This is a genomic window from Aquamicrobium soli (genome assembly GCF_042646345.1).
GTDB classification, from domain to species: Bacteria; Pseudomonadota; Alphaproteobacteria; order Rhizobiales; family Rhizobiaceae; genus Mesorhizobium; species Mesorhizobium soli_A.
This window is the reverse complement of sequence record NZ_JBHRTK010000025.1, coordinates 1-25051: the sequence shown is the minus strand read 5'-3', so window position 1 is coordinate 25051 and position 25051 is coordinate 1. Positions and strand designations below refer to the sequence as shown.

Annotated in this window: 21 protein-coding genes; 14 read left to right on the top strand and 7 right to left on the bottom strand. The window is 66.5% G+C overall.

Annotated elements, in window-relative coordinates; genetic code table 11:
* Positions 1 to 186 precede the first annotated feature (186 nt).
* The 3 genes from ACFOHJ_RS20320 to trhO all read right to left on the bottom strand — a co-directional run bounded on the left by ACFOHJ_RS20320 (position 187) and on the right by trhO (position 2874).
* Positions 187 to 942 (bottom strand): SDR family oxidoreductase, encoded by a 756-nt coding sequence (locus tag ACFOHJ_RS20320; RefSeq protein ID WP_378224065.1) that lies wholly within the window; start codon positions 940 to 942, stop codon positions 187 to 189.
* Positions 943 to 1134: 192 nt separating this feature from the next.
* Positions 1135 to 1872 carry a tellurite resistance TerB family protein gene (locus ACFOHJ_RS20315; RefSeq protein WP_378224063.1) on the bottom strand — a complete coding sequence of 246 codons (738 nt, stop codon included), beginning with the start codon at positions 1870 to 1872 and terminating at the stop codon, positions 1135 to 1137.
* Between the two features lie 75 nt (positions 1873 to 1947).
* Positions 1948 to 2874, bottom strand: a complete 927-nt coding sequence (gene trhO, locus ACFOHJ_RS20310) for an oxygen-dependent tRNA uridine(34) hydroxylase TrhO (protein ID WP_378224060.1) — start codon at positions 2872 to 2874, stop codon at positions 1948 to 1950.
* Positions 2875 to 3044: 170 nt separating this feature from the next.
* On the opposite strand from trhO, the gene ACFOHJ_RS20305 reads away from it, so the two are divergent.
* Together ACFOHJ_RS20305 and ACFOHJ_RS20300 are read left to right on the top strand one after the other, a co-directional pair.
* Complete coding sequence (locus tag ACFOHJ_RS20305) at positions 3045 to 3929, top strand: N-acetylmuramidase domain-containing protein (RefSeq protein WP_378224058.1); 885 nt, start codon at positions 3045 to 3047, stop codon at positions 3927 to 3929.
* A 98-nt stretch (positions 3930 to 4027) separates the two neighbouring features.
* On the top strand, positions 4028 to 4669 hold the full coding sequence (locus tag ACFOHJ_RS20300; RefSeq protein ID WP_378224056.1) for a 2-dehydro-3-deoxy-phosphogluconate aldolase: 642 nt from the start codon (positions 4028 to 4030) through the stop codon (positions 4667 to 4669).
* 254 nt (positions 4670 to 4923) lie between these two features.
* Here ACFOHJ_RS20300 and ACFOHJ_RS20295 read toward each other — a convergent pair whose 3' ends face one another.
* Together ACFOHJ_RS20295 and ACFOHJ_RS20290 are read right to left on the bottom strand one after the other, a co-directional pair.
* A complete protein-coding gene (locus ACFOHJ_RS20295) occupies positions 4924 to 6798 on the bottom strand; it encodes a DUF882 domain-containing protein (RefSeq protein ID WP_378224054.1) in 1875 nt (624 codons plus the stop codon).
* A gap of 289 nt (positions 6799 to 7087) precedes the next feature.
* Positions 7088 to 8620, bottom strand: a complete 1533-nt coding sequence (locus tag ACFOHJ_RS20290; RefSeq protein WP_378224052.1) for a sigma-54-dependent transcriptional regulator — start codon at positions 8618 to 8620, stop codon at positions 7088 to 7090.
* A gap of 138 nt (positions 8621 to 8758) precedes the next feature.
* Here ACFOHJ_RS20290 and ACFOHJ_RS20285 point away from each other — a divergent pair, with 138 nt between their 5' ends.
* The 9 genes from ACFOHJ_RS20285 to ACFOHJ_RS20245 all read left to right on the top strand — a co-directional run bounded on the left by ACFOHJ_RS20285 (position 8759) and on the right by ACFOHJ_RS20245 (position 18379).
* Positions 8759 to 10606, top strand: coding sequence for a M3 family oligoendopeptidase (locus ACFOHJ_RS20285; protein WP_378224050.1), 1848 nt, complete (start codon positions 8759 to 8761; stop codon positions 10604 to 10606).
* Positions 10607 to 10867: 261 nt separating this feature from the next.
* A complete protein-coding gene (locus tag ACFOHJ_RS20280) occupies positions 10868 to 12013 on the top strand; it encodes an aminodeoxychorismate synthase component I (RefSeq protein ID WP_378224047.1) in 1146 nt (381 codons plus the stop codon).
* Positions 11962 to 12624, top strand: a complete 663-nt coding sequence (locus tag ACFOHJ_RS20275) for an aminotransferase class IV family protein (protein ID WP_378224044.1) — start codon at positions 11962 to 11964, stop codon at positions 12622 to 12624. The genes ACFOHJ_RS20280 and ACFOHJ_RS20275 overlap by 52 nt, the downstream gene beginning before the upstream one ends.
* A gap of 42 nt (positions 12625 to 12666) precedes the next feature.
* Complete coding sequence (locus ACFOHJ_RS20270; RefSeq protein WP_378224043.1) at positions 12667 to 13590, top strand: heme-dependent oxidative N-demethylase family protein; 924 nt, start codon at positions 12667 to 12669, stop codon at positions 13588 to 13590.
* Between the two features lie 138 nt (positions 13591 to 13728).
* Positions 13729 to 15174: a homospermidine synthase gene (locus ACFOHJ_RS20265; protein WP_378224041.1), complete on the top strand. Its 1446-nt coding sequence runs from the start codon at positions 13729 to 13731 to the stop codon at positions 15172 to 15174.
* An 87-nt stretch (positions 15175 to 15261) separates the two neighbouring features.
* Entirely contained in the window at positions 15262 to 15642 is a 381-nt protein-coding gene (locus tag ACFOHJ_RS20260) for a hypothetical protein (RefSeq protein ID WP_378224038.1), read from the top strand.
* Positions 15643 to 15792: 150 nt separating this feature from the next.
* Positions 15793 to 16848 (top strand): ferrochelatase, encoded by a 1056-nt coding sequence (hemH, locus tag ACFOHJ_RS20255; protein WP_378224067.1) that lies wholly within the window; start codon positions 15793 to 15795, stop codon positions 16846 to 16848.
* Positions 16849 to 16951: 103 nt separating this feature from the next.
* Complete coding sequence (locus ACFOHJ_RS20250; protein ID WP_378224037.1) at positions 16952 to 17899, top strand: SPFH domain-containing protein; 948 nt, start codon at positions 16952 to 16954, stop codon at positions 17897 to 17899.
* A 15-nt stretch (positions 17900 to 17914) separates the two neighbouring features.
* Complete coding sequence (locus ACFOHJ_RS20245) at positions 17915 to 18379, top strand: NfeD family protein (RefSeq protein WP_378224035.1); 465 nt, start codon at positions 17915 to 17917, stop codon at positions 18377 to 18379.
* Between the two features lie 5 nt (positions 18380 to 18384).
* Here the strand turns inward: ACFOHJ_RS20245 and ACFOHJ_RS20240 are convergent, their stop codons facing one another.
* Positions 18385 to 19365, bottom strand: coding sequence for a KpsF/GutQ family sugar-phosphate isomerase (locus ACFOHJ_RS20240; RefSeq protein WP_378224033.1), 981 nt, complete (start codon positions 19363 to 19365; stop codon positions 18385 to 18387).
* A 247-nt stretch (positions 19366 to 19612) separates the two neighbouring features.
* Here ACFOHJ_RS20240 and ACFOHJ_RS20235 point away from each other — a divergent pair, with 247 nt between their 5' ends.
* Positions 19613 to 21202 carry an outer membrane beta-barrel protein gene (locus tag ACFOHJ_RS20235; RefSeq protein ID WP_378224030.1) on the top strand — a complete coding sequence of 530 codons (1590 nt, stop codon included), beginning with the start codon at positions 19613 to 19615 and terminating at the stop codon, positions 21200 to 21202.
* Positions 21203 to 21230: 28 nt separating this feature from the next.
* Here the strand turns inward: ACFOHJ_RS20235 and galU are convergent, their stop codons facing one another.
* A complete protein-coding gene (galU, locus tag ACFOHJ_RS20230) occupies positions 21231 to 22139 on the bottom strand; it encodes a UTP--glucose-1-phosphate uridylyltransferase GalU (protein ID WP_378224027.1) in 909 nt (302 codons plus the stop codon).
* A gap of 210 nt (positions 22140 to 22349) precedes the next feature.
* Here galU and ACFOHJ_RS20225 point away from each other — a divergent pair, with 210 nt between their 5' ends.
* Together ACFOHJ_RS20225 and ACFOHJ_RS20220 are read left to right on the top strand one after the other, a co-directional pair.
* Complete coding sequence (locus tag ACFOHJ_RS20225; protein ID WP_378224025.1) at positions 22350 to 23576, top strand: lytic murein transglycosylase; 1227 nt, start codon at positions 22350 to 22352, stop codon at positions 23574 to 23576.
* Between the two features lie 50 nt (positions 23577 to 23626).
* Positions 23627 to 24790: an SGNH/GDSL hydrolase family protein gene (locus ACFOHJ_RS20220; protein ID WP_378224022.1), complete on the top strand. Its 1164-nt coding sequence runs from the start codon at positions 23627 to 23629 to the stop codon at positions 24788 to 24790.
* The last annotated feature ends 261 nt before the right edge of the window (positions 24791 to 25051 follow it).

The following is a 25051-nucleotide window of genomic DNA, read 5'->3' as shown; positions in this document are numbered from 1 at the left end:
CCAAGAAGAATCCAAACTAAGTCTGATGTAAACACTGCCCCCTTGTGGGGAGGGGCTAGGGGGCGGGGGTAAAGCCATGTGCGATTGCCGCGCGTGTAGGTGGTGGCGCGCGCAGCGCGACGGACCGGCGGCTACCCGGCCCCGCAAGCATTTCCCCTCCCCATCAGTTCAAGGGGGACAACCGCCTTACCCTCTCCCGACGAACGGCATCTTGGTCGCCATCACCGTCATGAACAGCACGTTGGCGTCGAGCGGCAGGCTCGCCATGTGCAGCACCGCCTCGCCGACATGGGCGACGTCCATCACGGCCTCGGCCGCGATCTCGCCATTGGCCTGCGGCACGCCGACGGTCATCGCCTGCGCCATGTCGGTCAGCGCGTTGCCGATGTCGATCTGGCCGCAGGCGATATCGTAAGGGCGCCCGTCCAGCGCCAGCGTCTTGGTGAGCCCGGTGATGGCGTGCTTGGTGGCCGTATAGGGTACCGAGCCGGGACGCGGCGCATGCGCCGAAACCGAGCCGTTGTTGATGATGCGCCCGCCCATCGGCCGCTGCCGCCGCATCGCGGCAAAGGCGGCGCGGGCGCAAAGGAAGGAACCGGTGAGGTTGACCGCGACGACGTCGTTCCAGGCCTCGACCGGGATTTCGTCGATCGGAACCGACTTGTAGGCGATGCCGGCATTGTTGAACAAAAGGTCGACCCGGCCGAACGTCTCGACCGCCTTGCCGAACAGCGCCTCGACCTCCTGCGGCCTGGTGATGTCGCAGCCCACGGCGAGCGCGCCGGCCTCGACGTTTCCGGCTTCGGCGATGGCGGCTTCCAGCATCGCCACCCGCCGGCCGCAGAATACCGTGTTCCAGCCGGCCTTGAGCAGCGTCGTCGCCACGGCCTTGCCGATGCCGCTGCCGGCTCCGGTAACGATCGCCGTCTTCTCGCCTGCCATGAACGCCTCCTCTGTCGGTCCCGCAGCCATCGCAAAAGCCCGGGCGCGAGGCAAGGCCCAACAAAAAGGGCGGCCATTGGCGACCGCCCAGATCCGGACCATGCTCGGGAGGAGGAAAGCTGATCCGATTAAGGAAAATTGTGCGCCCGGTAGGTTAACGTTTGGTTAACGCGCCACCGTGCCGGCCGCGCCCTACCAGCGCGAGCCGGGCGCGCTGCCTGCCGCGACAGGTTCCTTCACCGAGGAGACCGTCGCCTCGATGTGATCGACCAGCGCGTCCGGCAGGCCGAGACGACCCGCAAGCATGTCGAGATAGCCGCGCTCTGCCCGGCTGTCGGGATCGACCGTCAGCCGCGAGGCCGTGTAAAGCTCGATCTTCTGTTCTTCGCTGCGGGCGGCAGCAACCAGCGTGTCGAGGTCGAGCGGGGCTTCCAGTTCCGCCTTCAGGAAGGCTTCGGCTTCGCCGTCCATGCCGGCCTCGCCGAGCCGGCCGACGATCTTCTGCCGCTCGTCGTCGTCGATGCGGCCATCGGCCTTGGCGGCGGCGATCATCGCCCGCACCAGCGTCAGCGCGAACTCGGCCTCGCCCTGCTGCGCCTGCGAGGGATGAAACCCCGTATCGGAAGGCGGCGGCAGCAATTCCGGCTCGCCGGAAGCGGGCGCCGGCGCCGGGCTCTTGCCGTTCTGGTAGTTCTGGTAGGCGCGGTAGGCGAGGCTGCCGATGGCGGCGAGGCCGCCGAGCTTGATCGCCGCGCCCGCCACCTTGCGGCCGGGGTCGGTGCCGAGCAGCACCGCCGCCAGTGCACCGGCGGCCAGCGGATTGTCCCGCGCCATCTGCAGCGCCTGCTCAGCCTTGCCGCGCACCTGCGCGCCTGTACCGGTCGCCGACGAGCCGAGCAGGCCGTCGAGCAGTTTCTTTGGATCGAACATCAGGACCTCCGCGTTGAATGGCCCCGCAAAGGTAGGGTGTGACGCCGGCATTGCAATGACAAGCCCGCGCTTTTGTCACCCGATATGCGGCGCCCTGCCCCGCGCCTCGGCAAGCCGGACCTGCCGGTGGCGCTCGGCATAGCGGGCGCGGTCGTCCTCGGAGCGAGCCTCGAAGCAGTGCGGGCACGAAACCCCCGGCTCGTATTTCAGCGAAAGCCTGTCCTCGGCCGTCAACGGAAAGCGGCAGGCGCGGCACAGTTCGGCGTCCCCTTCGACCAGCCCGTGCGCCACCGAAACCCGCTCGTCGAAAACGAAGCACTCGCCCTGCCACAGGCTGTCGGCGGCCGGAACTTCCTCCAGATATTTCAGGATGCCGCCCTTGAGATGGAACACGGTGTCGATGCCGAGCGACTTGACATAGGCGGTCGCCTTCTCGCAGCGGATACCGCCGGTGCAGAACATCGCCACCTTCCGGCCGTCGAGTTCGGCGCGGTGTTCTTCGATCCATTGCGGGAACTCGCGGAAGCTGGCCGTCTGCGGATCCACCGCGCCGGCAAAGGTGCCGAGCGAAACCTCGTAGCCGTTGCGCGTATCGATGACGACCGTATCCGGATCGCTGATCAGCGCGTTCCAGTCGGCCGGATCGACATAGGTGCCGACGCTTTGCAGCGGGTCGATCGTTTCCACCCCCATGGTGACGATCTCGCGCTTCAGCCGCACCTTCATGCGATGGAAAGGCATGGCGGCCGCGGTGCTGTACTTGACCTCGAGGCCGTCGAATTCCGGGACCGTTTCGAGGTAAGCCATGAGGGCGGCGATGCCCGCCTCGCCGCCGGCGACGGTGCCGTTGATGCCTTCGGGGGCAAGCAGCAGGGTACCCTTGAGGTGCTGTTCCTCGCACAGCTTCAGCAACGGCTCGCGCAGCGCCTCGAACCGCTCCAGCCGGCAGAAGCGGTAGAGGGCGGCAACGCGAAACGGCGACGAAGGCGTGGACGAATTCATGGCCAATGCCCCTAAACTTTCGCCGGCGGCGTTTCAAGGTGGCGCGGTTTTGGCAACCGGGCCAAAGGTTTGCCCACCGGACGCCGCAGCACGGAAACGCCGGCCGGCCGCCGCGTTATCCCCCCGCCGCCAAACGCGGTGAGAATTTCCTCCCAACGGAGGCCGCTTTTATGTTCACCACGGACGTCATGTCGGAAATCACCAGCGCCGCACGCGATCTCGGCGTGGAGCCCGCGACGTTGCTGGCGGTCGCCGAGGTGGAAAGCGGCGGCATCGCCTTCGCCATGGTAGACGGCCGGCGCGAACCGCTGATCCGCTTCGAAGGCCATTATTTCGACCGGCGGCTGAGCGAGAAAGACCGCGCCGTCGCCCGCGAAAGGGGACTGTCGGCCCCGGTAGCCGGGGCCGTCGCCAACCCGAAAACGCAAGCCGGGCGCTGGCGCATGTTGAACCAGGCTGCAGCCATCGACGCCCGCGCCGCCTACGAATCGGCCTCCTGGGGGATCGGCCAGGTGATGGGGGCGCATTGGCTGTGGCTGGGGTATGACAGCGTCGAGGCGCTGGTCGCCGAAGCGCGCTCCGGGGTTGCCGGACAGGTGCGGCTGATGGCGCTTTATATCGAAAAGGCGGGCCTGTCCAAGGCGCTGGCCGCCCACGACTGGGCCAGTTTCGCGCGCGGCTACAACGGCCCGGCCTATGCCAGGAGCGGCTACGACCGCAGGCTGGCCAACGCCTATGCTGATTACACGCAACTCACCGGGGAAGCGCTGCTGCGGCGGGGCATGAAGGGGACGGCGGTCGAAAAACTTCAGCGCAGCCTGTCCGAACTCGGCTATCCGCTCGCCGCCGACGGCATCTTCGGTCCCGTTACGCAACGTACGGTCAAGCGGTTCCAGGCCGATCACGCGCTTGCCGCTGACGGCATTGTGGGGCCGAAGACGATGGCGAAGCTGGAGGCCTTGAAAAATGCCGACGCTGCGCCAAAAAGCATCCAGAGGCCCGGTTTCTGGACATCGTTGGTGGGCTGGCTGGCACGCGTTTTCGGGCGTTCCTGAAACGGCAATCGGCCGCGCCCGCCGCCCGCCCCATTCATGGACAACCAAACCGGCCCATGTTAATCGGTTTAAAACACATCACTCGCCCGGAAAGAAAAATGCCCAGCAAGTCAGAAGTCCTCCTGTCGCTCCTCAAGGGCCAGAAGGTGATACCGGTGCTCAAGATCGACGACATTGCGCACGCCGTGCCGCTGGCCCGCGCGCTGGCGCGCGGCGGCCTGCCGATGATCGAGATCACGCTCAGGACCGGTGCCGCCATGGAGGCGATCCGCCGCGTTGCCGGCGAGGTCGGGGAGGCCATCGTCGGCGCCGGAACCATTCTCAACGCGCGCCAGTTCGACGAAGCGGCGAAGGCCGGTTCGCAGTTCATCGTCAGTCCCGGCCTTACCCGCGACCTCCTGGCCGCTGCCGATGGCAGCGCGGTTCCGCTGCTGCCGGGCGCGATCACGCCGGCGGAAATCATGCTGGCCGGCGAGGCCGGTCTCGATTTCCTGAAATTCTTTCCGGCCGAGCAGGCGGGCGGCGCCGCCTTCCTCAAGGCCCTGGCGTCACCCTTCGCCGGCACCCGCTTCTGCCCAACCGGCGGCATCAATGTCCGCAACGCGGGCGACTACCTGGCCCTGCCCAACGTCGCCTGCATCGGCGGCTCATGGGTCGCCCCCGACGATCTGGTGAAAGCCGGCCGCTGGGACACCATCGAAATGCTGGCGCGCGAAGCCAACGCGCTCGGCCAGCGCTGAACGCGCCAGTCTCCGCCTGTCGGCCGGCCAGTCGATTCCTGCTTTCGACCTGTCCCTCGGGGCCAAGTCATAGTCTCTCGCGAATATCCCCACTCCGTTGCGCTTCGCGCGCCACCTCTCCCCACATGCGTGGGGTAGAGGAAAGGCGCCCTGAACAACCGTCTTCCCTCATGAGGGAAGACGGGGAAACAAACCCCACTGAAAGGCAAAACTTGCGCCGGACGCGGCGATCCGCCGAAGCGGATCACCTGTCGTTATTTGCTGGCGAAGCGTGCGACCGACATGAACTTCACGGCGTTGCCGGTGAAGCGGTTGGCGTTCGCCATCTCGTCGCCGGTCTGGAAGCCGTTGGTGTAGACCTCGGTCGGCGCGGTGCGCACGACGTTATAGGCATAGCGCGGCGCGTTGGCCGAATCCGTGACCGTCGCGCTGTAGTCGGCGCCGTGCAGCGCCCAGCGGGCCGCATCGGGCTGTGCCGACACGACGATGGCCTTCGGTTCCGGCTTCAGGTCGCGGGCGCTGGCGCGCGCTTCCTTGCGGGTCGTCTTTACCCCGGCGCCGATGGCCGAGACAGGATCCGACCCGGCCGCGCGCGAGGCGACGGCCTTGCGCGGCGACGCCGCATCGATGCCCGACGGGTCGTTGAAGGCCGAGCGCGGCACCGCCACCTCGGAGAGCGAGGCGACGTTGTAGTCCTCGGCCGAGACGCGTTCGAGAACGGCCTTGATTTCGTCGCGCGTAACCTTCGCCTGCACGATGCCGGGTTGCGCGGCGGCAGCGACTACCGGCGCACCGACTTCAGGTCGCGCCGACGGCAGCACGGTCAGGGCGTCCACCGCCGGGTTGCCGTGCTTCGCGGTATCGGCAAGCGCCATCAGCACCGCATCATGGTTCTTCGGCGCAAGTTCGGCCGGCGGCGTCGTCGCGGGACGCCAGGTCGGCAGCGGGATGTTGTTGACGGCGACCTGCGCCGCATCGGCGGAAGCTGCGGTCGCGCCGACCGGCGCGGCGCTGGCGTCGGCCATCGCGAACGGGACCGTCTGCGGCTGGTCGGCGGGCTGCGCGACCTCGGCCACCTGGACGCCGACATCCGCCTTTGGGCGCGGCGCAAAGCCGGGTACGGGGATGCTGCGGGCCGGCAGTGCCGCGATGATCCGGGCCGGCGTCTCCGGCTCCGGCGCCGCGTCGGCGGCATCGGCAAGCTGGGTGGTATCGGCACGCTTCGCGTTTTCAGGCGACACGATGGTGATGCCCGGAAGGCTCTTTTCGGCCGGTGCCTGCTTTACCGTCCTGGCCTTCGGGGCCGGGGCCGTCGCGACGTCGGCGACATCCTCTTCCTCGTCGGCGCCACCGCCGAACAGCGCCGCCAGAAGCCCGCCGGACTTCTTGGCGCCGCCGCCCATGCTGGCCAGCGCGATCGCGGTGCCGCCGCTGCTCTTGCGCGCCTGGTAGGCGGCGAGCGCCTGCTCGTAGCCGGGCAACGGCTTGCCGTCGGAAGGCACGTGCAAGGTCTTGCCCTGCGGGAACAGGCTGACCAGTTCCTGGCGGCTGATGCCCGGCCAGTGCCGCACATTGCCGACGTCCATGTGGACGAAAGGCGAACCGGAACTCGGATAATAGCCGACGCCGCCGCCTTGCATCTTCAGGCCGATGTCGCGCAGCTTTTTCAGCGGCACGCCCGGAATGTAGAAGTCCAGCGCCTTGCCGAGCATGTGCTGGCTTTTCTGCGCCACGCCCTTGCTGCGGCTGCGCAGCATGGAGTTGGTTGCCGGCGCGCGATAGCCGCAGATGACCTGGATATATTCGCGCGAACCGGTGGCGCGGTAGGCTTCCCAGACGAGGTCGAGCAGGCGCGGATCGATCTTGACCGGCTCGTTTCGCCGCCAGTCGCGCAGGATGTAGTCGATCTTCTTGAGGCCAGCGGGATCGTAGCGGCCATTGCGCTTGTAGACGATCTCGGCCTTCTCGTGCGTGTGCAGGTGGTAGAATTTGAGGGACCGCGTATCGGCGGACGCACCGCCGGTCGTCAGCGCCAGGAACCCGGCGGCGGCGAGCGTCGGCAGCAGCCACTTCGGCCAGCTGCCCGCACGCAGAGAACGCCCGTTTTTGTGTCGTTCGATTTTGTCCAAATCAAAAGGCCTTGCAGGCTGCCGTTTGTCCCCGGATTTGTCCAAACGGATGCGGCGAAGTCACATCCGAATAATCAATCCTAATGGTTAATCCTCGCTTATTGAAGCTCAAATGCGGTGACACCGTGGCAGGAACCTGGCGAAAGCACGCATAAGAGTCTCATAGTAAACTGCTGGTTTAGATGATCTTTCGGCGCCGGAAAGGAACGATCTGTTACCGCTTGCCACAATGCGTGAACAGGCGGTGGAAATCCCGCCGGCCGAACGCGACGAACCGCCTGCCCGAAGTTCAGGAAACGATTCGCTCGACGCGGCCGCTTTCGGGGTCGATGCCGTGCTCCTTGAGCTTGCGGTAGAGCGTGGAGCGGCCGATGCCGAGGCGGCGCGCCACCTCGCTCATCTGGCCGTTATAGTGGTCGATCGCCAGCTTGATCATTTCCAGTTCGACCGCGGCCAGCGAACGGACGTTGCCGCGCTCGTCCAGCGCATCCAGCTTGCCGAAACGCGGCCTCGGTTCAGCGGTTGCAGCGGCCGCCGATTCGCCGCCTGCCGCGCGATCGCCAGCCGGCAGCGGATCGGGGAAAGCCGGCTCGTCTTCGGCCGCGCCGCCCTCGCCTTCCAAGCGCACCACGCCCTCGACCTGCGCCCTGATCTGCGGGAAATCCGCCTCCGTCAGCAGCGCCCCGTCCGCCAGCACCGAGGCGCGAAGGACGGCGTTCTCCAGTTGCCTTATGTTGCCGGGCCAGTCGTAGGCTTCCAGCATCGCGAGGGCCGTGGCGGAAACGCCGGTGAAGCGCCGGCGCGGATCGGCGGAACTCACCTTGTCGAGGAAATGCGCGACCAGAAGGGCGATGTCCTCGCGCCGCTCGCGCAGCGGCGGCACATGGATCGGATAGACGTTGAGCCGGTAGTAGAGGTCTTCGCGAAACGCCCCGTCCTTGACCTGTTGCAGCAGGTCGCGATGAGTGGCCGAGATCAGCCGGATGTCCACCGAGAGGGTGGAACGGCCGCCGACCGGATCGACCTCGCCCTCCTGCACGGCGCGCAGCAACTTGACCTGCACGTCGAGCGGCAGATCGCCGATCTCGTCGAGGAACAGCGTGCCCGAATGGGCCTCGACGAACTTGCCAACATGCTTTTCGGTCGCGCCGGTAAACGACCCCTTTTCGTGGCCGAACAGGATCGATTCGACCAGATTGTCGGGTATCGCCCCGCAATTGACCGTGACGAACGGCTTTGACCGCCGCTCACTGGAACCCTGGATGGCGCGCGCCACCAGTTCCTTGCCGACGCCCGATTCGCCCTCGATCAGGATCGGGATGTTGGAAGCCGCCGCCTTCTGGCCGAGGCGCACCACGCGCTCCATCGCCTGCGAATGCGTGATCATGTCCTTGAAGGTAAGCCGCCGGCCGGCACGCCCGACGGCGCGCTTCACCTCGTCGCCCACCGCCTCGACCTCGAGCGCGTTGGCGATCGAGGCCTTCAGCTTGTCGGGCGACGCCGGCTTGACGACGAAGTCGAAGGCGCCGTGGCGCATGGCCGACACCACGGTATCGATGCCGCCCTGCGCCGTCTGTACGATGACGGGAACGCCGATGCCGCGCTTGCGCATCGCCTTGAGCACGCCGATGCCATCGAGGCCCGGCATGACGAGGTCGAGGATGATGGCGGCGACGTCGCGCCCCGCCGGGCCGTCCATTGCCTTGAGGCCCGCCTCGCCGCCGTCAACGGCCAGCGCGGCATAGCCGAACCGGCTGACGGCGGCCTCCAGCAGCCGCCGCTGCACCGGGTCGTCGTCGACTATGAGAATTGAGCCCGCCATGGAAACTTCGAGTTTGCCCGCCTTAAAACTCTGCCCTATGGATCATCCTGGCACAGGGTTCTAAATAAGCTTTCAAAAAAGCCGGTGAATGAATTGCTTAGGATTCGACCGGCTCTCCTCTCGGTAAGGTATTAGGCGATGCGCACAGTTTCGGTTCGCCCGGCGGCGACGGTTTCCCTTGGACACGGTGCCGAACAGAATTCCGCGGCGCTGGGCGACCTGCCGGAATGGAACCTCTCCGATCTCTATCCCGGCATGGACGCCCCGGAGCTTGCGCGCGATCTCAAGGCCGCCAACGACGACGCCGTCGCCTTTGAAAAGCGCTGGAAGGGCACGCTCGCCGCCGAGGCCGCGCGCGGGGCCGCCGGCGGACTGGGCGAGGCGTTGCGCGCCTATGAGCGGCTCGAGGAATTGATGGGGCGCATCGTTTCCTATGCCGGGCTCGTCTATGCCGGCGATACCTCCGACCCGGCCCGCGCCAAGCTCTATGGCGATATCCAGCAGAAGATGACGGACGCCAGTTCGCATCTCCTGTTCTTCGCGCTGGAGCTCAACCTGGTCGACGACGCGGCGATCGAAAAGGCGCTCGATGAAGACGCGACCTTCGGCCACTACCGGCCCTGGGTGCTCGACCTCCGCAAGGACAAGCCCTACCAGCTCGAGGACCGCATCGAACAGCTTTTCCACGAAAAGTCGGTGACCGGGCGCGGCGCCTGGAACCGCCTCTTCGACGAGACGATGACCGACCTGCGCTTTACCGTGGACGGCGAGGAACTGACGCTGGAGCCGACGCTGAACCGGCTGCAGGACGCCGACGGCGAGGTGCGCCGCAAGGCGGCCGAAGCGCTTAGCGCCACCTTCCGGAAGAACCTGCGCACCTTCACGCTGATCACCAACACGCTCGCCAAGGACAAGGAAATCTCCGACCGCTGGCGCGGCTTCGAGGATATCGCCGATTCACGCCACCTCGCCAACCGCGTCGAGAGGCCGGTCGTGGATGCGCTGGCGGCCGCGGTGCGCGAGGCCTATCCGCGCCTTTCCCACCGCTACTACGCGATGAAGGCGCGCTGGCTCGGCATGGAGACGATGAACCACTGGGACCGCAACGCGCCGCTGCCCGAAACGCCGAGGGCAACCATTCCCTGGGATGCCGCCAGGGATACGGTGCTGACCGCCTACAACCGCTTCTCGCCGGAAATGGCGGGCATCGCCCGCACCTTCTTCGACCGGAACTGGATCGACGCGCCGGTCAGGCCTGGCAAGTCGCCGGGCGCCTTCGCGCATCCGACCGTGCCGTCGGTGCATCCTTATGTCCTGCTCAACTACATGGGCAAGCCGCGCGACGTGATGACGCTCGCACACGAACTCGGCCACGGCGTGCACCAGGTGCTGGCGGGCGGCCAGGGCGCGCTGATGGCCTCCACCCCGCTGACGCTCGCCGAAACCGCTTCCGTGTTCGGCGAAATGCTGACCTTCCGCTCGCTGCTCGACCAGACCAAGGACAAGCGCGAGCGCAAGGCCATGCTGGCGCAGAAGGTGGAGGACATGATCAACACGGTCGTGCGCCAGATCGCCTTCTACGAATTCGAGCGCAAGGTGCACACCGAGCGCAAGAACGGGGAACTGACCGCCGACAAGCTGGGGGAGTTCTGGCTGGAGGTGCAGGCCGAGAGCCTCGGCCCGGCCATCAAGCTGCGCGACGGCTACGAGACCTTCTGGACCTACGTGCCGCACTTCATCCATTCGCCGTTCTACGTCTACGCCTACGCGTTCGGCGACTGCCTGGTGAACTCGCTCTACGCCGTCTACCAGAACGCGGAACGCGGTTTCCAGGAGAAGTATTTCGCCATGCTGCGCGCCGGCGGCACAAGGCATCATTCCGAACTGCTCGCCCCCTTCGGCCTCGACGCCACCGACCCCGCCTTCTGGCAGATCGGCCTCGGCGTCATCGGCGGGCTGATCGACGAACTGGAAACGCTGGACTGAGGCGAGCCGGGAACGGCATTCGATGACAGCGCATTACGTTGCCCCTCTCCGGCCTGACGGCCAAGGGTTTACCCCCACCCCCAACCCCTCTCCACAAGGGGGAGGCAAACAGGGATTCCCTGTGCCCGCGCGCAAACTGCCGCGATGCTCAATGCCGTCTACCACACTAAAATTCCCCTCCCCCTTGTGGGGAGGGGTTAGGGGTGGGGGTACACTGCCAACGGGCGGATATACCGCCGATAACACAGACGGGGTGCCACGATGAACGCCCCCTTCGCCCTTTTCCGCGACGACCTTGCCGGTCGCGAGGTGCTGTTCGAGCAGCCGTCCGAAATCATCGTCGCGCGGTCGGCCGACGAGTTCGAACCGGCGCTTGCGGCGGCGCAAGAGGCGCACGAGGCCGGCAAATGGCTGGCCGGGTATTTCTCCTATGAGGCGGGCTACCTGCTGGAGCCCAAGCTGGTGCCGCTGCTGCCAGAGAGCCGCCGCGCGCCGCTCGTGTGCCTCGGCGTGTTCGACACCCCTTCCGACGCCAAGCCGCCGTCGCCCAAGCAGCCGGCCACCAACGGCCCGATCTTCGATGCGAAGGCCACCTGGTCCTTCGAGACCTATGAAAAGCGGTTTGCCCGGCTGCATCGCCACATTCGCGAAGGCGACTGCTACCAGGGCAACCTGACCTTTCCGATCGATGCCCACTGGACCGGCGAGCCGATGGCGGCCTTCAACGCGCTGACGCAGCGCCAGCCGGTCCGCTACGGCGCGCTGGTCGACCTTGGCGAACCGATCGTGCTGTCGCGCTCGCCCGAGCTTTTCTTTGCCGTCGACGACGAAGGCTGGATCGAGACGCATCCGATGAAGGGCACCGCCCCGCGCGGCGCGACGCCGGCCGAGGACGAGGCGCTGAAGACCTTCCTGCGCAACGACGAGAAGAACCAGGCCGAAAACCGCATGATCGTCGATCTCCTGCGCAACGACATTTCGCTGATCAGCGAGGTCGGCACGCTCGACGTGCCGGAACTGTTCCGCATCGAAAGCTATCCGACCGTGCACCAGATGGTCAGCCGCGTGCGGGCGAAGCTGTTGCCCGGACTTTCCATCCGCCGCATCTTCGCCGCCCTGTTTCCGTGCGGCTCGATCACCGGCGCGCCGAAGATCCGCGCCATGGAGATCCTGCACGACTTGGAAGGCACGCCGCGCGACGTCTATTGCGGGGCCATTGGCTGGATCGCGCCCGGCGGCCGCATGCGCTTTTCCGTGGCGATCCGCACGCTGTCGCTGTTTGCCGACGGCAAGGCCACCTACAATGTCGGCGGCGGCATCGTCTTCGATTCCAGGGTTGAGGAGGAGTATCAGGAGTGTCTGCTCAAGGCCCGCTTCGCGACGGGGAGCCCGCCGGCTTCGACCTGATCGAAACGCTGCGCTGGGAGCCGGAAGTGGGCTTCGTGCGCCTCGACCGGCATATGGCGCGGCTTGCCGCATCGGCTGCCGAACTCGGCTTCGCATTCGACCGCGAGCGGGCCGCTGCCGCGCTTGCCGGGGCGGTCAAGGCCACGCAAACGCCGATGCGGGCGCGCCTGCTGCTGTCGCCGGACGGCGGCGCGAGCGCGACGGCGCAATCGTTCGCGGCTTTGCCGGCCGGCACCGTGTGGCGCCTGAAACTTGCCAGCACGACGCTTCGTTCCGGCGACCGGCTGCTGCGCCACAAGACCACGCGCCGCGAAGCCTATGCGCAGGCGCGCGCCGAATATCCAACTGCGGAGGTCAACGAAGTCCTTCTGGCGAATGAGCGCGGCGAGGTCTGCGAAGGCACCATCGCCACCCTTTTTGCGGATTTCGGCGACGGTATCCTGCTGACACCGCATCTGGAGTGCGGCCTGCTTGCCGGCGTATTGCGGGCCGAACTGCTGGACCGGGGACAGGCCAGGCAAGCGATCCTGCCGGCGGCCGACCTTGGCAAGGCGAAAGCCCTGTTCGTCGGCAATTCGCTACGGGGGCTGATCCCGGCGCGGCTGGCCTAAAGGCCGCGCATTGCGTCGCGGTGCGGCCCTTGGTAGCCACGCATGATACGCGACAACGGACCCATCGTGACCACCCTGCCCACCCACACGCCCTATGACGGCACCTCAAAACCCTTCGCCATCGGCCTGAAACCGATCGATTTCGACCGCTGGATCGAGATCGACGCGCATTATCCGGCCTATATCGAGGAAAAACGCCGGCTTTACGCAGAGATTCCGGACAAGGTCTTCGTCGCCGAAGCCGGCACGCAGGCGGCCCAGCAGGAAGTGGCGGACCTGATCGCCGGCCACCTGCACCAGCACGCTCCCGAACGCGCCATGGCTTTTACCCCCGCGCCAGCGGGCAGCCTCGACGACCAGCCACTCTATCACGCCTCGCTTCAGGTCCAGGAGGACCTGATCCTGATGCGCCGCGGCGACGAGGGCTGGCGCCTGGCCGCAGGCTCGCTGTGCTTTCCCTCTTCATGGTCGCTCCAGGAGAAATTCCGCCAGCCGCTGGAAAAAATCCACGTGCCGGTGCCCGGTTTCGGTCCCGGCTCGCGGCCCGACCAACTGATCGCGCGCATGTTCGACGCGCTGTCGCCGGACCAGTTGATGGAGCGCTACAACTGGTCGATCCAGGCCGGCGATGCGCTCTACCTGCCGCTTTCCAACGACGCGCGCGACGAACGCGCGGCCACGCGGCCCTCGAAATTCCCGGGCCGCGACATGGCGGCCTCGGCCTTCATCCGCATCGAGCGGCAGACGCTGCGCAAGCTGCCGCTCTCGCGCGACGTGCTGTTCACCATCCGCATCCACCTCGACCCGCTGAAGGTCATCGCCGAGCATCCCGAGCGGGCAAGGCTCGCCTCGTCCTTCGCCGAGCAACTGACGGCGCTCGACGCCGCGCAACTGGACTACAAGGGCATGACGGCGGATCGCGACCGGCTGGTGGACCTGCTGCTTTCCATGGCTCGAGGCGGCTGAGAATCGTTCCGATTCGCCTTATCCCGCCCGAAAATGTAAGACAGTTGCCATAAAGGCGTGCCATGAGCGGCCCGCCGGCTGGAAACATCGGTTTCCGCACCACCCAATCGTTTCAACAGCAAAGGAGTGCCCCCGCAAATGGCGAATGAAAAATGGCCCATCTACGGAGAAATCAGCGGCCCGGTGGTGATGATCGGCTTCGGTTCGATCGGCCGCGGCGCGCTGCCGTTGATCGAGCGCCATTTCACCTTCGACCGCAAGCGGGCCGTCGTCATCGATCCGCGCGAAATCGACCGCGCGCCGATCGACAAGGCCGGCATCGCCTTCCTGCAAGCGGCGGTGACCAGGGATAACTACCGGGAACTGCTGACCCCGCTGCTGACCAAGGGGGGCGGCCGTGGCTTCTGCGTCAACCTGTCGGTCGATACCGGTTCGGTCGACCTGATGCGGCTGTGCCGCGAACTCGGCGTGCTCTACATCGATACCGTCATCGAGCCGTGGCTCGGTTTCTATTTCGATGCCGAGGCCGACAATGCCAGCCGCACCAACTATGCGCTGCGCGAGACGCTGCTCAAGGAAAAGCGCGACAATCCGGGCGGCCCTACCGCCGTCTCCACCTGCGGCGCCAACCCCGGCATGGTTTCGTGGTTCGTCAAGCAGGGTCTGCTCAACCTTGCCCGCGACCTCGGCCTCGATTTCACCGAACCGGCGCAGCACGACCGGGAAGGCTGGGCCGCACTGATGGAAAAGGCCGGCGTCAAGGGCATCCACATCGCCGAGCGCGATACCCAGCGCGCCGCCCGGCCGAAGCCGATGGGCACGTTCTGGAACACCTGGTCGGTGGAGGGCTTCATTGCCGAGGGGCTGCAGCCGGCCGAACTCGGCTGGGGCACGCATGAAAACTGGATGCCCGACAACGCCCGCACGCACAAGGAAGGCTGCGGGGCCGGCATCTTCCTGGAGCAGCCCGGCGCCAACACGCGCGTGCGCACCTGGTGCCCGACCCCCGGCCCGCAATACGGCTTCCTGGTGACGCACAACGAGGCGATCTCCATCGCCGATTTCTTCACCGTCCGCGACGGCGACGGCACCGTGCGCTACCGCCCGACCTGCAACTACGCCTACCATCCGTGCAACGACGCGGTGCTGTCGCTGCACGAAATGTTCGGCGCCGAAGGCAAGGCGCAGGAAACGCAGCACGTGCTGGAGGAAAACGAGCTGGTCGACGGCGTCGACGAGCTCGGCGTGCTTCTCTACGGCCACGCCAAGAACGCCTACTGGTACGGCTCGCACCTGTCGCTCCAGGAAGCACGCAAGCTCGCGCCCTACCACAACGCCACCGGTCTGCAGGTGACCTCGGCGGTCATCGCCGGCATGGTCTGGGCGCTGGAAAACCCGGTGGCGGGCATCGTCGAGACCGACGAGATGGACTACCGCCGCTGCCTCGAGGTTCAGTCCGCCTATCTCGGACCGATCGAGGGCCACTATACGGACTGGACGCCACTCGATCGCCGCCCCGGCCTGTTCGCCGAGGACATCGACACGAGCGATCCGTGGCAGTTCCGCAACATCCTGGTGCGATAGAGCAAGGCGGACCCACCCCGCATCCCTTGCAATCACTGCGAAAATGGAGTGATTGAAAAGGCAGCGGACCGAGGAGAAGACACACCCATGACGCATATTCGCACCACGCTTACAGCCGGCGTCGCGGCAGCGGCAGCCCTGACGCTGGCCGCCTGCACCACCGGCGGCCCTTCCGCGCCTCCGGGCGGCAGCCTCGCCCCGCGCGGGGTAGAAGGCTCCTGGATCGACGCGCAGGGAACCGGGCTCTCGACCTTCTCGGCCGGCCGTTTCCAGACGGTCGCGACCGATACCGGCCAGAAGCTGTCCGACGGCAGCTATGTCATGACCGGCTCGACTTCGGTCGAAATCAACGGCACCTCGCTGATCCGCCAGTCGCCGATCAGCTTCAACTGTTTGCTGGTCTCCACCAGCCAGCTCAACTGCACCAGCGCCTCGGGGCAGAACTTCGTCCTGACGCGGCGCGGCTGAACTTCTTTATCGGCATCACGGAACGGCGTCCGATGGACGCCGTTTCCTGTTCGGCCGCGCGCGCGGCCGGGGGTGCGGCCAGACGCGTCCTTGCAACCGTGCGCCATACGGTTACGCTGATGGCAGCCAGGAGAACCACCCTTGACGACGCTGTCCGCCCCGATCGCCTCTTCCGCGAAAACCGCTGTCCCGTCCGCCGCTGCCGGTGCGGTGGCAGAACCCGCCAAGGTCGGCATCATGCTGCTCAACCTCGGCACGCCGGACGGCACGGCCTACAAGCCGATGTGGCGCTACCTGCGGGAATTCCTGTCCGACCCGCGCGTGATCGAACTCAACAAGGCGATCTGGTACCCGATCCTGTATGGCCTGGTGCTGACCACGCGGCCGCAAAAATCCGGCGCCAACTACGAGCGCATCTGGAACCGCGAGAAGAACGAGTCGCCGCTGCACACCTTCACCCGCGCGCAGGCCGAAAAGCTGGCGCAGGCGCTGGCCGACCTGCCCAACGTCAAGGTCGGCTGGGCGATGCGCTACGGCAATCCCTCGACGGCCAGCGTCGCCAAGGCGCTGGTGGAGGCCGGTTGCGACCGCATCCTGACCTTCCCGCTCTATCCGCAATACTCGGCGACGACGACGGCCACCGCCAACGACCAGCTGTTTCGCGCGCTCATGAAGATGCGCCGCGCCCCGGCGATCCGCAGCGTGCCGCCCTATTACGACGAGCCGGTCTATATCGACGCGCTGGCCCGTTCCATCGAGCGCCATCTGGCGACGCTGGATTTCGAGCCGGAGGTGGTGCTCACCTCCTACCACGGCATCCCAAAAGCCTATTCGGAAAAGGGCGACCCCTATTTCGAGCAGTGCCTGCGGACGACGCAACTCCTGCGCGAGCGGCTGGGCTGGGACGAGCGCAAGATGTTCGCCACCTTCCAGTCGCGCTTCGGCGCGCAGGAATGGCTCCAGCCCTACACCGACAAGACGGTGGAGAAGCTGGCGCATGAAGGCGTGAAGTCGATGGCCATCCTCAATCCGGGCTTTTCGGTCGATTGCATCGAGACGCTGGATGAAATCGGCCGCGAGGTGCGCGAGGAGTTCGAGGCCGCCGGCGGCGAGAAATTCAGCCACATCCCCTGCCTCAACGACAGCGAGGAAGGCATGGCCGTGATCGAGGCGATGGTGCGGCGCGAACTCGGCGGCTGGGTTTGACGCCACCCTGCCCGCGCCGATTGTAACGACGGCGAATTCCCCTTAAGTGTCAGTCGGGGGCAGGTGAAATTCCGCCTGCCGAAGACTGCTGGAGGGAAGCGGCATGGACTTTTCCGGTTTCGACATCGCGCTCATCGTTCTTGCCGCCCTGGTCATCCTGGTGCTGTTCAAGGGCATCAAGACGGTCCCGCAGGGCTTCAACTACACCGTCGAGCGGTTCGGCCGCTATACCAAGACGCTGACCCCCGGCCTCAGCCTCATCGTTCCCTTCATCGACGCCATCGGCGCCAAGATGAACATGATGGAGCAGGTGCTGGACGTCCCGACGCAGGAAATCATCACCAAGGACAACGCCATCGTGGCCGTCGACGGTGTCGCCTTCTTCCAGGTGCTGAACGCGCCGCAGGCCGCCTACCAGGTCGCCGGACTTCAGAGCGCCATCCTCAACCTGACGATGACCAACATCCGCACCGTCATGGGCTCGATGGACCTCGACGAATTGCTGTCGAACCGCGACGCCATCAACGAGCGGCTGCTGCGCGTCGTCGACGAGGCGGCGCATCCGTGGGGCATCAAGGTCACCCGCGTCGAGATCAAGGACATCACCCCGCCCGCCAACCTGGTGGAATCCATGGGCCGCCAGATGATGGCCGAGCGCGACAAGCGGGCGCAGATCCTCGCCGCCGAGGGCCTGAAGCAGTCGCAGATCCTCGAAGCGGAAGGCCGCCGCGAGGCCGCCTTCCGCGACGCCGAGGCACGTGAGCGTGCCGCCGAAGCCGAAGCCAAGGCCACGCAGGTCGTGTCGGAAGCGATCGCCAAGGGCGACCCGCAGGCGCTCAACTACTTCATTGCCCAGAAATACACCGAAGCTTTGACCCGCATCGGCTCGGCGACGAATTCCAAGGTGGTCCTGATGCCGCTCGAAGCCTCCTCGCTGATCGGGACGCTGGGCGGCATCGGCGAAATCGCCAAGGAAGTGTTCGGCCAGTCCGGGCCCACCTCCGCGCAGCGCCCGGCTTCGCGGCCGCCGGTGGTGCGCGGCGACAACTGAGGCATCGGCAAAGCCATGATCGGGCAACTTATGGCCGAACTCGGGCCGTGGAACTGGATGGTTCTCGGCATCATCCTTCTGGGCCTCGAAATCGTCCTGCCCGGCGTCTTCATGCTGTGGATCGGCATCGCCGCACTGATCGTCGGCGCGGTGTCGCTGCTGCCGTGGCAGGCCGCGTTCTGGGGCTGGCAGATCCAGGTGCTGGTCTTCCTGGTGCTGTCGCTGCTCAGCGCCTATGCCGGCAAGAAGCTGATGGGCGCGCGCACCCAGGCGAGCGACCAGCCCCTGCTCAACCGGCGCAGCGAGCAGATGATCGGCAGGACGGCGACGCTCGCCGAGCCGATCCGCAACGGCCACGGCCGCATCCAGCTCGGCGACACGTTCTGGCGCGTTTCAGGCCCGGACCTGCCGGCCGGCGCGCGCGTACGCGTGGTCGCGGCCACGGAATCCGATCTGGAACTGGTCGTCGAGGAAGCCTGACTTGTTTAAGCTGCGCCGATGCGCAACAGGTCGTGCAGGTGGACGAGGCCGACCGGCTTGCCGCCGTCCTCCACCATCAGCGCGGTGATCGACGAGGCGTTGAGCATCTGCAACGCCTTGACCGCCAGGGTTTCCGGCCGCACGGTCTTGGGGTTGCGCGTCATCACCTGGTCGACGCTGAGCGACAAAAGGTCGTTGTCGATCTGGCGGCGCAGGTCGCCGTCGGTGATGATGCCGACCAGCGCGCCGGCCCCGTCCGTGATCGCCACGCAGCCAAAACCCTTGCCCGACATTTCAAGGATCGCCTCGCGCATGGCCGTGCCCGCGGCCACCACCGGCACGGTGTCGCCGACATGCATGATCTCGCGCACCTGCGTCAGGCTGGCGCCGAGTTGGCCGCCGGGATGGAAGGTGCGGAAATGATCCGGGGTGAAGCCGCGCGCTTCGAGCAGCGCCACCGCCAGCGCGTCGCCGATCACCAGTTGCAACAGCGCCGATGTCGTCGGCGCCAGCCCATGCGGGCAGGCTTCCGGCGCGCGCGGCAGCAGCAGCCGCACGTCGGCCTCGCGGCCGAGCGTCGAGCCCTCGCCCGCCGTTATGGCGATCAGCGGAATGGAGAAGCGCCGCGAATAGGCAATGATGCCTTTCAGTTCGACGGTTTCGCCCGACCACGAGATGGCGATGATGGCATCGTCGCGCGCGATCATGCCGAGATCGCCATGATTGGCTTCGGCCGGGTGCACGAAGAAGGCGGGCGTACCGGTGGAAGCCAGCGTCGCCGCCAGCTTGGAGCCGATATGGCCGCTCTTGCCGACGCCGGTGACGATGACGCGACCCTCTATCCCGGCAAGAACCTCGACGGCCCGGGCGAACGGCTCGGCAAGGCCGTTTTCCAGCGCATCGGCCAGCGCCGCTATGCCCGCCTGCTCGGTCGAGATGGTCCTGAGCGCCGAGGCGATGGCCTCTCGCCGATCCGGCTGCTTCATGCGCGGCATTCCTGATACTGTCATGCAGATGCGCTTACTGCCTCGAAGCTTCGCTGTCCAACGGAATTGGCGGGCGGGCGGCGAAGGCAAGGCCGTCTCAACCCTCCGTTAACCATCCCGATTTACGGTTCGGTAAGTATGGCGCGCTCGCGCTGCCGGGGTCCCGATGCCGCCTTTTCGATCCACAAGCCGAAGCCGCCGAGGCAGCGCCGCTTGCGCGCTGCTGCTGGCGACGGGCGCCTTGGCCATGTCCGCCACCGCTCAGGAACTGGGCCTGCGCGGCGGGTTTTCACAGGACGCGGTTCCGGTCATCGCGCTGCCGGAAGCCGACGCGGCCATCGAAGCAGCCGCAACGCCTCCCGGCAGCCAGCCCGCCGTCGCCGTGCCCGAAACGGTGGATACCGCGACGACGACGGGCAGCGTGCCGGCGGAGACCGACGCCAAGCCGTCACCGAACGTCATCCCGCCGGAAGACCCCGAACCGCGCGCCAAGCCGCGCCGCAGCGCCCCGCAGGCGAGCGACGCGCTGATCGCGCCTGCCCCGCCGCTGGCCGCCAAATCCACGCAAAGCGCGGCAGAGGACGACGGCTGGCTGCAGCCGCAAAACCCGCGCGCCCAACCCATCCGCCTGGAAGAAAACCCGGTGCTCGATGGCGGTGCCGAACGCGCCTTTGCCATCGAGCGGCTGGCCCGGGCCCGCGACGACGATCCGTTCGCCGCAGTCGGCATCCGGGCCGGCTCGTTCATCCTGCGACCGTCGCTGGAACAGGGACTGACCGCCACCTCCAACGCCGATTCGAGCTTCGGCGGCGGCGCGGCGGTGCTGTCGGAAACGACGTTGCGGCTCAACGCCCTGTCCGACTGGCGCCGGCACACCGCCAGCGCCGACGGCACTCTCACCTGGCGCAGGTCGATCTCCGGCGCCGAGGTCAAGGACGTGCGCGGCCGCGTGGATGGCGCGCTGACGCTGGAGCTCGAAGGGGACCTCAGCGCCACCGCCAGACTCGGCTATGAGGCGGTACCGGAATCGGCTTCCTCCCCCGTTTCCATCGGCGGCGCGATCTCGCAACCGCTGCGCCAGACCTTCAACGGCAGCCTCAGCCTCGACAAGGCGATCGGCAAGGCCCGCTTCGGCCTCACCGGCGCGGCGGAGCATGAAACCTATGGCGACGCCGAACTGACGACCGGACCGCTCTCGCAGAAGGATCGCGATTCCACGCTCTACAGCGCCACGCTGCGCGGCGGCTACGCCATATCGCCGGCCTTGACGCCCTTCGTGGAGATCGAGGCCGGCCGCAGGCTTTACGACCAGCGCGTCGACAGCGGCGGATACGAGCGCTCGGCCACCCGGCTTGGCGCGCGCGCCGGCGTCGAACTGGACCTGGGCGAGAAACTGGCCGGCGAATTCTCGGCCGGCTGGCTGCGCGAAGCCCTCGACGACGACCGGCTGGCGCCGGTCTCCGGGGCCACGGTCAACGCCAATCTTCGCTGGTCGCCCGAGCGCGGCACCAACGTGGCGCTTTCGGGGGCAACGACCGTGGAAGGCACCACGACGCCCGGCGAAAGCGGTTCGATCCTCTATTGGAGCCAGCTTTCGCTGGAACGGCAGATTCGCAGCAACCTGACCGGCAAAGCCGCGCTGGGTGCCGGCTGGCGCGACTATGTCGGCTCCGACGGCCATGATCTGACGCTGAGCGCCGAGGCGAGCCTGACCTGGTGGCTCTCCCGCTATGCCGGCCTGACCACGCGCGTGCGCACGGAAAAGCTGACTTCCAACATCGCCGGGCGCGAGGAAACCACCAACAGCGTTTTCCTCGGCCTCAGGCTGCAGCGCTGAAGTATTTTTCCGCTCGCCGAAAGGGAGATCAGCGCGCGACGGCCTGCGGTTCGGCGGCTGCGCCCATCTCGTCGAGCAGCGTGGCGATGACATCGCGCATGCTGCCGTTCATGTCGGCGCGGGCCAGCGCGAAGGCGAGATTGGCCTCGACGAACCCTTCCGGCGAGCCGCAATCGAAGGTGCGGCCGCGGTAGTGGTAGCCATGGAAGGCTTCCTGCGCCTGGAGTTTCAGCATGCCGTCGGTAAGCTGGATCTCGTTGCCGGCGCCCCGCTCCTGCCGGGCGAGGATGTCGAATATCTGCGGCTGCAGGATATAGCGGCCGTTGATGTAGAAATTGGAGGGCGCAGTACCCGGCTTCGGCTTCTCCACCATGCCGCTGATGCGAAAGCCGGTATGGACGTCCTCGCCCTTGCCGACGATGCCGTATTTGTGCGTCTCGGAAGGGTCGCACTCCTCGACCGCGATGATCGAGCCGCCGGTGTGGTCGTAGAGGTCCACCATGTCCTTCAGGCAGCCGTGCCCGGGCAGCGTGATCATGTCGGGCAAAAGCAGCGCGAACGGCTCGTCGCCGACGAGGTCGCGCGCGCACCACACGGCATGGCCGAGGCCGAGCGGCTCCTGCTGGCGGGTGAAGCTGGCCTGCCCGGCCATCGGCTGCAACTTTTCCAGGATCGCCAGTTGCCCCTCCTTGCCGCGCTGGGCAAGCGTGTGGTTGAGCTCGAACTGGATATCGAAATGGTCCTCGATGACGCCCTTGTTGCGGCCGGTGACGAAGATGAAATGCTCGATACCTGCCTCGCGCGCCTCGTCGACGACGTACTGGATGACGGGCCGGTCGACCACGGTGAGCATTTCCTTCGGAATCGCCTTGGTCGCGGGAAGGAACCGCGTGCCGAGGCCTGCAACCGGGAACACTGCCTTGCGAACTCTTTTCATGCTATCTGATCGTCCATCCTGAAGGGCCAAGCGTAATTATACTTTCTGGACGCAACGGGTAAACCACACCTAAATAAGGTGGTCCGAATGCAGTCCCGCGCCTTCACAAGCGTTATCACGACTTTTCGTTCCCTCGAGCACCTATGGTAAACTCATTGCTAACCTGCTTCGGTCATGACTGTCTTTCCTGGACCTGAGAAGGAGGAAATGATGCCCGCCCGCAACGCAGCCCGACGCCTGGCCCGTACCATGACGGCTATCGGCCTCTCGCTTGCCGTGCTGATGCCTTCGACATCGGCCTTCGCCGACGCCGGCTTCCGCCAGTGGGTATCCGCCTTCCGCACGACCGCGATCCAGCAGGGCGTTTCCGGCAGGACCTACGACCGGGCGTTCCGCGGCATCAACGATCCCGACCCGGTGGTGCTGGAGAAGGCCCGCTACCAGCCCGAATTCACCGCGCCGGCCTGGGACTATTTCGACAACCGCGTCCACGACCAGTCGATTGCCACCGGCCAGGCGATGGCGCGCAAGTGGAAGCCGTGGCTCGACCGCATCGAGCAGCGCTTCGGCGTCGACCGCTATGTCCTTTTGGCCATCTGGTCGATGGAATCGAACTATGGCGAAATCCTCAAGCGCGACGACATCATGCGCAGCGTCGTCCGTTCGCTGGCGACGCTCGGCTACGGCGACAAGCGGCGCGCCAAGTTCGCGCGCACCCAGTTGATCGCGGCGCTGAAGATATTGCAGAGCGGCGACATCGACGAAAGCCATCTCAGCGGCTCCTGGGCGGGCGCCATGGGTCACACCCAGTTCATCCCAACCAGCTACCAGGCCTATGCCGTCGACATGGACGGCAACGGCAAGCGCGATATCTGGAATTCGGTTCCCGACGCACTCGCCACCGCCGCCAACCTTTTGCACAAGAACGGCTGGCAGCCGGGCCGCACCTGGGGCTACGAGGTACGCCTCCCCGAAGGCCGAAAGTTCCCCGCCGGCTCCATGTCGCTGGCGAAGTGGCAGGCGCTGGGCGTCACCCGCGCCAACGGCAAGCCCTTCCGCAACACGTCGGATTCGGCCGTGCTGAAGGTGCCCGACGGCCGCGGCGGTCCCGCTTTCCTGATGATCAACAATTTTTCGGTCATCAAGCGCTATAACAACGCCGACAAATACGCCATCGCAGTCGGCCTGCTGGCCGACGAGATCGCCGGCTACGGCGGGCTGGTGCGCGACTGGCAGCGGCCGTTCACCAAGCTGTCCTTCGAGGAGCGGCAGGAATTGCAGCAGCGGCTGTCCGAGCACGGCTATTACGACGGCAAGTTCGACGGCAAGATCGGCGAAGGGTCCAAGGCCGCGATCCTCGCCTACCAGGCCCGCGTCGGCCTGGCCCAGGACGGGCATCCGAGCATGGAAGTGCTCAAATGGCTGAGAAAGAAATAGAGCCAGCAAGGCGGTTCCGGGGCCCGCCGGGCAGCCTCGCGATATTGTTCATGGCTCTTCTCGCGCTTGCCGTGGCAGGCGCGTTCTACACGCCGGCAAGGGCGCAGGACCAGGGCTGGTCGCTGCGCGACCTGTTGTTTCCGCGCCGCAGCGAGCGCTACGAGCTTCTCGGCCCGGTGGACCGCTTTCCGCCAGCGCCGCCGAAGAAGGCAAGAAAGCCCCGTCCCGCCGCCCAGCAGCCTGCGGCGGCCCCCGAACCCCCGGCCGTGGAAAAGGCGGAGGACGCGAAAGTCGTGCTGGTGATCGGCGACTTCCTGGCGGCAGGGCTGGCGGAAGGCCTCGAGAATGCGTTTGCCGACAACCCGCGGGTGCGGGTGGTGGACCGCAGCAAGGGGTCCTCCGGCTTCGTGCGCGAGGATTTCTACAACTGGCCGAAGGAAGTGGGTGCCATCATCACAGCCGAGAAACCGGCCGCCGTCGTCGCCATGCTCGGGTCCAACGACCGCCAGCAGATGCAGGTGGGCGAGACGCGCGAAGTTCCGCTCTCCCCGGCATGGACCAGCCAGTACACGCAACGCACGAAGGCTTTCGGCGGCGCGATCGCGGCAGGCAAGGTGCCGTTCCTGTGGGTCGGCATGCCCGCCTTCAAGTCCTCGAAGATGACGGCCGACATGCTCGCCTTCAACGACATCTATCGTTCGGCAGCACAGCAGAACCACGGCGAATTCATCGACATCTGGGACGGCTTCGTCGACGAGAACGGCGCATTCGTCTCCACCGGGCCGGACATCAACGGCCAGCCGGTGCGCCTGCGCGGCGACGACGGCATCAACATGACCAAGGCCGGCAAGCGCAAGATCGCCTTCTACGCCGAAAAGCCGCTGATGAAAATCCTTGGCCTGCCCGCGCTCGACAGCCCCGGCTCGCTTCACGTTCCGGCCGGCGAACCGGCGCGGGAACCGGAAGCTGGAGCGCCCCCGGCGGCAGTGGACCGGACCGTGCCGATGCTGCTCAGCGACCCTGCGCTCGACGGCGGCAGCGAGCTTCTCGGCGCAGTGCCGGTCGCGCGCGGCGATGCCGCGGCGAAGCAGAAAGCCGCCACCACGGACCTCGCCCCCGGCCCGGTGCCCGGCCGGGCGGACGATTTTTCATGGCCGCCGAAATCGGCCCAACCGAAACCCGTCCCCGAGGTGACCGGCGCGACGACGCCGTAATCGCCGACCCAGCGCGCAGTTGGTGACAAGGACCGTGGGAACTCTCCTGCGGGTAGCAGGCAAGCGCCTGGGGTGCCGCCCCCTCTCCGCTTTGCTTCGCAAACCACCTCTCCCCCTGAAGGGGTGAGGAACCGCTGCCGCCCTTGCTCTCCCGTGTGGCGAAAGGTGCCGAGCAGGAAACGCAGTTGCCGCAAAGTCCCCCTCCCCCTTGTGGGGCAGTGTTTACATCAGACTTAGTTTGGATTCTTCTTGGGCTGTTTG